This is a genomic window from uncultured Capnocytophaga sp. (assembly GCF_938029845.1).
Taxonomy (GTDB): Bacteria; Bacteroidota; Bacteroidia; order Flavobacteriales; family Flavobacteriaceae; genus Capnocytophaga.
Genome location: NZ_CALHGG010000186.1, coordinates 1 through 8,787, shown reverse-complemented (window position 1 = coordinate 8,787; position 8,787 = coordinate 1). Strand labels below are relative to the sequence as shown.

The window sequence follows — 8,787 nt, the reverse complement described above, 5'->3', positions numbered from 1 at the left end:
CAGTAGCCATAGCTTTACCCTCAATAGTTACAAAATCTTGACTTGTAACATTGAGATTACTCGTTGCAGTACCTTGATTGCAACTGAGTTCTGCAGTATTAGTGATGATTTGTGGCATAACTTATACATTTTAACTAAATAATCGCTTCCACCAACTCTTTCCTTTATTTTTCTGATAGCGTTGCCATTGTTCTTCCTCATAGGCTTTTCATTCTTCTTCGGTATATGAAATGCCATTGACTTTCCGCCTTGTGTCTGGGGTTTGATACTTTTTGCCATTTTCATCTATCCAATGAAGATATTTATTTTCTTCAGGAGGAAGTTTATCTATCTTATTAGGTACAATAGTTTTAAGCACATTTATTGCAGGAGCGTTTTCTTCTGCATACAAAATAAGATGACACAGTATCTCACCCGTATTTCCATCTATACGTAAGAAATGATTGTTTTTCCAAAACATTGTATTAGTTTCTACTTGCCAATAATTTCTATTTTGGTATACTCTTTTTTTGATAGAAGAAATGAATATTTCTACTTCATCTTCTATATTGTCATATAAATAATTAATCACATCTTCATAACTAAAATTCCATCCCTTATCGTGGTCAATGGTTTTGATAAGGGTAGCATTACTATCATAGCGATACTCTTTGCCAAGAAAGATATCTACGGGACGTGTTAAAAGGCATTTTCTTTTTATCTTCAATGTTTTTGCATCATATACCTTAAATATACAATAACTTGAATTATTAAAATATTTTTCGTAAGTATAATCATTTCCATAACCTCCTTCTAATTCTATCTTTCCTGAAGAGGTTTTCTTTTCATAAACATCTTTATCAATATTATCTGGATCTTTGATTAAATAATCCTTATATTCTTCTAAATGAAGAATATCAAATCCACTATCTATTGTTGGGCGATTGTTCTTATCCATTTTTTTATCAATTTTTAACTCATAAATATTTTGTGCATTACTAAGGTTTACCAATAGTAAACAACTAATCGTGATCAATTTTTTCATAACTGTTCAGGTCTATAATTGTTAGGTTCTGGAGCCGCTTTGCTACGAACTATTTTTATTTGCCAATAGAATAGATTATTCCTGTGATCTGAGTAATCCATAATATTGGTGGTCATTTGGTATCCAAATGAATATTCTCCATTACTTTCTATTTCTCTACTATTTCCTTGAGGAATATGATTTTTATTTTCAAATGAATGAGGTAAGCCCAAACTATGGTATACTTCGTGTGTTATCACAAATGGCTTTATACGGCTTGTAGCTACTACTGAATTATTGGAGCTATAATAAGCTGTCGTAGTTAGCCTATCATCAAAATATCTTTGAGAGAAAAAGAATATAGGGAGGTAATCTTTATATTTTTTATTGTATTCTTCTTCTATATTAACTGTTTTTCCCCTTAATCTTTCATTTAATATAGATTTTAACTTTTCTTTGAGCTTTTCTTTTAAATAAACACTTAAAGGAGGAAGCCCATTAGGTGTATTATATAATAAATTGTTGTTACGAGTATAGACTCGATTGAAATGCTCTTTAACAGGAGATCTATCCAAATTTAAATCTACTTTTTTAAATATAGGATCTATCAAAGAATTTCTCAAATACTTTCTCAGGAACTTCTTTTGTTTTAACAGTTTTGGAGCTTCATAGCCTTTTTCAGCTACTCCATTGTAGTCTGCATCTGTAATTACATTTACCATTAGCAGTTTTACCACTTTGCGATTGGCTTTGCTATTAGGCATTACGTCCAAGACACCTACTATCTTTTTCTGCGCAGGTTGCCCATTAGTACCTTCTGTAAGAGCATACGCTTTTATCTGTTTTCCGTTTAAATCTCCAAAAGGCTTTAAGCACTCTATTTCAACAGTAATGCTTTTATGATTTCCAACTGATTTTGAGGATATTTTAAATATGTTATATCCTTCTGGTGGTGTGTAAGCTATCTCAGGGAGTGGCACTTGTTGAGAAGTATGCGTAGAAACTCCATATACAGTAGCAGCTGCCTGCTCTGTAACCTCAAAATATTTACTTTCATATTCTATAAAGAGGTTGTTAGGCTCTTCATACACATCATATATGATATCAAGAGCTGCAACACTTCTTACTTGTTCATTTTCATTCTTATATAGGATAAGTTTAGGCACAAAATACCTATATGGTGTGCCATCGCGATCTATTGTTACATTTCTATACTCACTTTTAAATTTTTCGATTACCTCAGTACTACTCTCAGGCTGAAAAGGAGTATTAGTGTCATTATTGTGATAGAACCCCATAAGCGTGTCTATTTGTGCTGTATCACCTATTAGGTTAGTGTCATTTTCCCTATACCAATCAAAGCCATAAGTAGGGTTATCAATTGAGGCAGAGTCATCTTCCCAATCACTACTCGGTCTGAACATTACTAAGGCTTTGCCTTCAATTACAACGGGGTCTTCAGCAAGGCTTTCCGCCTTATTACTATGCTTTGTTCCTTGCTCTCCCTTCACCTCAAGCAAGCCCTTAGAGTTTACCGTTGCCAACTCATCGGAGTGGATAAAGAGTTTTTCCAGCCCTGCCACGTTGGTTTCTCGGGCTTCTATCTTGATTTGGTCATCAGAGTTGATAAGGGCTTTGCCAGCTTGGGTGTGGAAATAGTCGGCAATGAGTTGTTTCATAAATGGAGTAGTTACCAACATTTGTTGCAATACATTGAAGAAAGCTGTGTTGGCTACGTCCATCACTAAATTGTTGCCGGCACTAAGATTGAGGTCTTTACCTGCACACAATGAGATACTCTCGGGGGCACTTATCTCTATGTTTTTACCTTGGGTATCGAATCTTAGTGTATTGCCATTCTTATCTGAGAGCAAGATACTTTCGTCTTCGGTGAAGATGAGTTTGTGGCCGCTCCTTGTTTGTATGGCTTTGATATCGTTGTTTGTATTATGGAAGGGGCTGTATTCCTTCCCATTATAATGGCTTCCTACTACAAACGGCCTTTCTGCATTTTGGTCTTCAAAATCAACCAATACTTCCTCTCCTATCTCAGGAATAAAGTAAAAACCTTTGCCACCTCCTGCATGAGGTTGTACTACCCTGATCCAAGGAGTCTGTAATTTCTTGGCTACTTGCCAGATAAACTGTACCCGCACGCGCCCTAAGCCCTTAGGGTCGTTGTTGTCCGTTACTCTGGCTATTTGTTGTTCGGCTCTCGGAAGGGCTTCGCGGTCATAGTAGTAGGCAATATACACATCAGGGATCGCTACAAACTCATTTTCATAGTCATAACCTGACTGGTGGTGCTTAATATCAATAATACGATAGCTCTCCATAGGCTTATCGTTGATGTCTTTGAGTTTTACAAAGCCTCCTATGCGCAGATTAGGATTACGGCTACGGCCTCTTACCTCCATTAGCTGCTCCCTGCTTTCTTTCTCTCGGCGAACATTATCGGCCAAGTAGTCGCCCCTAAATTCTTCTGTAAAGGCATTATAGGGAACTTTGGTTTTCTTAGTGAAAACTTTTTCAGAGGCTTTTACTGCGGCAAACTGGAACGGGTTACCCTTGTCTTGCAGGCGTACGTTTTTAGTATTTTTCTCCTCCACTTCTCCTTTTTCTACCCCATAGGAGAGGTAGCTAAAGTGTTGTGGCTGTATTTTTAGTGCAAAGGAAACCTCTATTAGGTCGTCACCCTCAGAGAGCTGAACGGTTTGCCTCGTCTCGTTATTGAATTGTAATTGGGTACCATCGTAAAAGAAGAACTCTCCATAGCGGCGGGCAAGGCGTTGGATAAATTGGTAATCAGATTCTTTGTATTGTACTACATAGGGGATTTTATATTTGGTATTAACCATCCCCTTGGTATTGACTTTTACATCTCCATACTCATTGGTGGCCTCAGCGATGATCTTAGGGAGGGTTTTATCCTCATAGGATTGGCATTCTTCTCCACTATCCAAGAGGATGCTAAGTCCATAGCCTGAGATATGCAGGTTCCCATAGCCTCCGCCTTCGTTTCTTTTGTCAGAGACCTGAGTAATGATTCCTTTAAACGACTGTACTACAGCGCCTTTGTGGTGGATGTATATGGTAATAGGTTCTCCAAGTAGGTTTTTGGAGTTTCGCATGACTTGCCCATAGAAGTCATCAATGGCAGTATCGCTTACCACAATGGTAAACTCATCATGGGCGTTGGTATGTTGGGTAAGATAGGTCTCAAAGGTAGTGTTGTCCAAGAATCCATGATCATTCACCGTGAGAGTGACCATCACCACGGGGTTATCCTTATCAGTAAGGTAGTCTTGGTAGCTCTTTACAGAAGCAAATTTCGCAAAGGTTTCTGGATCATTGGTACGACCAGGAACAGAACTGTTGTCCTTGGGGAGGTGGTTATCTGTGTTCATTGTTTAGTTTTTTGTTGGGACAAATGTACAAAAGATTTTTTGAATGGACAAGGTTTTGAATAGAAAAACCTACTTTTTCTCTTTGAGCCTTCCAGCACTTGTATAGCGTTTTTGGAAGTACTCATCATTGAAATCATAGATATTTAGCCCTTGTGTGGTACAAGCCAATATCCTGCCATTTCCTAAATACAAACCTACATCGGAAATAGGTTTGAACTTATCATACCTAAAGAACAAAATGTCACCTTCTTTTAAGTAAGTACGCCCTGTGAAAAGTTGTAAATCCTTAGAGCGGAAAATACCATCGGGAGTCTTGGGAAAAGTAGTTTCATACACTTCACTGAACAAGGCTTGTATAAAGTAAGAAGCATCTGCTCCTTCTTGTTTTTCTAAGGTCTTTTCCTTATAAGGTGTTCCTATCCACTCATCTATAAAAGCATAAAGCTTATAATTAGTGATTTTTTTAGGGGGTACAGCCAAAATAATGGAGTATTTCTCTCTTAAGGCTAATTCCTTGTCAGATAGGTTTTCTCCCTTATCATCTACCAAGGTATATTGCTCATTGATTTGTTTCTTTTGGGCTAATACTGCTTTGTAGAAAGCATCGGTAGGGTAATGATAAGGAAGCTCAGCAAGATAACGGCTTGCCGAGCAAGATAACAATGTAATTGTACTAAAAGTAACTAAAAATATTTTTATGATTTTCATTCTGTTTATTCGGTTATGTTCGATTTTTTCCAAGCGACTTCATTATTTTCCCAGAGTACCTCTATAGTATCTCCTTCTTTAAATTCACCTGCTACAAGTTTCTTAGCCAAAGGACGGCGTAATTTGGCACGAATGATACCTTTTAAAGGACGAGCTCCATAGGTGGCATCATAGCCTTGTTCTGCTAAATGCTCTTTTACTTCTTGAGCAATATTGAGTGAGATGTTTATTCCCTCTGTTAGGTTTAAAAGCTCTTTTTTCAAATGTATTTCAAAGATTTTTAGAGCATTTTCTTTGCTAATAGGTGCAAAAGGTACTATCTCGGTAAGACGCCCCAAAAACTCTGGTCGGAAATAACGACTCATTATCTCTAAAAGAGTAGATGAGGAAGGAATATTCCCCTCAGTAAAGGATTTGACAATAAAATCAGAGCCTATATTGGAGGTAAAGAGGATAATGGCATTAGAAAAATCACCTTCTTTACCCAAACGATCGTGCAACTTCCCTTCGTCCATTATTTGTAGGAATACATCAAATACAGAGGCGTGGGCTTTTTCTATCTCATCAAAAAGTACGATAGAGTAGGGCTTTTGTCGGATTTTATTCACTAATAAACCTCCTTCCTCATAGCCTACATACCCTGGAGGTGCTCCATAGAGTAAGGCTGCTGAGTGCTCTTCTTTGAACTCAGACATATCAAAACGGATAATGGCGTTCTCATCTTGGAAAAGGAATTCGGCTAAAGATTTAGCCAATTCTGTCTTCCCTGTTCCCGTAGGTCCTAAAAAGAAGAAAGAACCTATCGGTTGTCCTGCTTTGCTCAATCCAGAGCGATTTTCGAGTACAGCCTCACTGATAATAGCAATAGCGTGGTCTTGCCCTACTACCCGCTCGGAAAGAATAGCATCCATATCACTCAAACGCTGTTTTTCCTCTTCTTTGAGTTTGCCTATAGGAATATTCGTTTTTTGAGAGATGAGTACGGCTAAATCCCATTCGGTGATGTGAGAACGTTTTTCTTGAGCTACTTTTTCAGCTTCGGTAATGAGTTTGCGTCCATAGCTCAATAGACTATCAGCAGTTTCAAAAGTAGTAGTTTGTTCCTCTTCTAAAAGGGTAGAGGCATCTAACAAAAAGGGAATACGCTGTTTGATATCATTCAATAACCAAGCAGCGTTCTTTTTGCGTTGCTCTTCTGTAAAACCTTGTGTATTGTCCTCCAAGTGAATTATTTGTGTAAGCAAGGCATTTTTTTCTTTTAAGAAAGATGCTCCTGCTGTTTTCACAACTGACATTGTATGGTCTATGAGGTCTATCGCTGAGGCAGGCAGACTTTTCTCTTTTAAATACCTTTTAGAAAGGCGTATGGCTTCCCAAATTGCCTCATCGGTTATGGCTATATGATGGTGGTTTTCGTAAGCTGAAAGGGTTTGACGCAACATTCTAAAATGGGTTTCATCATCACTTTCTTGCAATTCTACCTTTTCAAACAAAGGTTCTAAACCTGATTTTTCTATTTTCTTGGTAAATTCATCGATAGTAGAAGTGCCTATAACAGTGAGTCCTTTGGTAAGTTCACTTTTAAGTAGATTTGCCATAGAGGAATCAAAAGAGTTACCTAAAAGTGCGTGTAATTCCTCGATGATAAGTACTGATTTAGGATATTGCTTCAGTTCTTGGGCTATGTTCTTGATACGGTCTTCTATTTCACCTTTGTAGGAAGCTCCTGCTATGAGGGCTCCCATATCCAATTCAAATACGGCTAAGTTAGACAACACATCGGGGACTTGACCTGCTATAACCTTCTGTACAAAACTATTGATAAGGGTAGTTTTTCCTATACCTGAATCGCCTATGATAAGCACATTTTGTTTGCTAAATCTGCACAGTATTTCGGTAATTTTTTGAGTTTCGGCAACTCTGCCAACAGGTATTTCTTTTGAGGCTTTAGCTTTGAGGACATCTTTTTTATTGACACAGTATTTTTGCAAAAAACCTTTAGCTGTGGAAGAAAGAGGAGCAGAAGAGAAAGGTTTTTCGGTAGAGGTAGCAGGAAGAGGGGTCGTTTCTAAGAGTTCGGCACGAGTTACAGGATAGGTTTTCATTTGGTCGAAATTAAAAGCTACTCCCTGAGTACTCAATGCTACAAATACATCCCATAAGGAGATTTCCTCCTCATCTAAAATTTCCCGAATAGCTTCTGCTTCAGTGAAGATAGTGTCTATCACTTCATCGGGGTCGCAGGAATAAGTGTTGGTAGCTTTTAGAGCTTCCTCAATGCGCACTTCAGCCCATTCTTCTAAATAGAACACATCGACTCCTTTAGATTCCAAGAGCTTTAAGAGTGGTAAATCTCTGTTGAGAACGGCTTTCAATAAGTGTCCGCCAGAGTAACGAGCGTTCATATTTTCACGAGCTATTTTCTGTGCTATCTCCAATGCTTTAGTAACCTCTGGGGCATAGCTCAATTTCTTTTCTTCCATTATTTTGTATTTTTTATGATTGTTATTATCCCTTTTTCCAGAATATCTTTCCTTTTACTCTGTAGTAAATGTGGATATTTTGGATACAAGTATTATTAACGTCTTTTTGCAGACGTAATGTTTCTATTTTTATTTTCTTTCCAGAAATCTCTTTACAAAACTGTACAAAGGGTACAATTTTATCGTCATTGATAACTACAGGCACTTGGTAATTCTCGCAAAGATATTCTTTAAAATCATCTTTTGTCTTAGCTTGTGAAGCGACCCCATTGAGAAGCAGGATAAACTGTTCATTAGAAATGTCAGGTACTTTTTTTGTAGGAGGAAGGGTATCTTCCTTTTTAGGTGTTTTAGGAGCTACAGGAATATTGGTAAGCATATCTACCAAGGGGTCTTTCTGCGCTTTGCCCATAGGTAGTGAAAAATCACTATGGGGCTGTTCATATTCATAGCTTTCCATATCAATAGGCTCTTTAGCCACTACGTGTTTAGGGGCTACATAAATGGTTTTGGTGGCTATATGGTCTAAATCTCCATTGACGATAAGGGTTATCTTCTTTTGCCCTACACGTTTGAACTTATAGGTTACAGAATCACCCACAGCATCAGTAGAGGAAGTTTCTCCAAAACTCCACTCGAATGAGATGCCTCCTTGTTTTTGTCCTATGAATTTAGTAGTCTCCCCTAAAAAGACCACATCAGGAGCTTTGATGGTAGGCAGGTAGCCTACTTGTTGATTGAGAGAGGTAATGGTAAGCACCTTTTGAGAAGTACAAGAGCCATTGATAGTAAGAGTTACCACATATTCTCCAGTCTTTTCATAGGTGTGGAAAGTACGCTGTCTAAAATCGGCAGGAGAACCATCGCCAAAATCCCATTTCCACGATTTGGCATTTTTGGTTTTATCACCAAACTCAATGACTTCCTTCACAGCATAGTTATCGGCAAAGACATAGAAGTTAGCCTCCTCGCAATCGACGTGACGAGAGCATTGGAAAATGAATAAGAAAATACCAAGACAAAGGAGTACTCCGAAACTCCAATAGATTTTAGGGTCAAATTTAGGAAAAAAACCAGTAGAATTATAATTCATATATCTTCTTTTTAAAGAAACAATAGTAATTTAGAGGCGCAAATTAGTGATTTTTGACGAAACAACCAACAAAATTCAAATATATTTTTGTTT

5 protein-coding genes and 1 pseudogene are annotated in these 8,787 nt (G+C 37.7%); all 6 read right to left on the bottom strand.

Annotated elements, in window-relative coordinates; genetic code table 11:
* A pseudogene (locus Q0625_RS14975) lies at positions 1-118 on the bottom strand (DUF4280 domain-containing protein); the annotation flags it as partial.
* Between the two features lie 90 nt (positions 119-208).
* Entirely contained in the window at positions 209-1,024 is an 816-nt protein-coding gene (locus tag Q0625_RS14685) for a hypothetical protein (RefSeq protein ID WP_298828931.1), read from the bottom strand.
* Entirely contained in the window at positions 1,021-4,410 is a 3,390-nt protein-coding gene (vgrG, locus tag Q0625_RS14680) for a type VI secretion system tip protein VgrG (RefSeq protein ID WP_298828928.1), read from the bottom strand. Before vgrG ends, Q0625_RS14685 begins: the two co-directional genes overlap by 4 nt.
* 69 nt (positions 4,411-4,479) lie before the next feature.
* On the bottom strand, positions 4,480-5,118 hold the full coding sequence (locus tag Q0625_RS14675) for an NlpC/P60 family protein (protein ID WP_298828925.1): 639 nt from the start codon (positions 5,116-5,118) through the stop codon (positions 4,480-4,482).
* A gap of 5 nt (positions 5,119-5,123) precedes the next feature.
* Positions 5,124-7,601, bottom strand: coding sequence for an ATP-dependent Clp protease ATP-binding subunit (locus Q0625_RS14670; protein ID WP_298828922.1), 2,478 nt, complete (start codon positions 7,599-7,601; stop codon positions 5,124-5,126).
* A gap of 25 nt (positions 7,602-7,626) precedes the next feature.
* Positions 7,627-8,694, bottom strand: a complete 1,068-nt coding sequence (locus Q0625_RS14665; protein WP_298828917.1) for a PKD domain-containing protein — start codon at positions 8,692-8,694, stop codon at positions 7,627-7,629.
* Positions 8,695-8,787 lie beyond the last annotated feature (93 nt).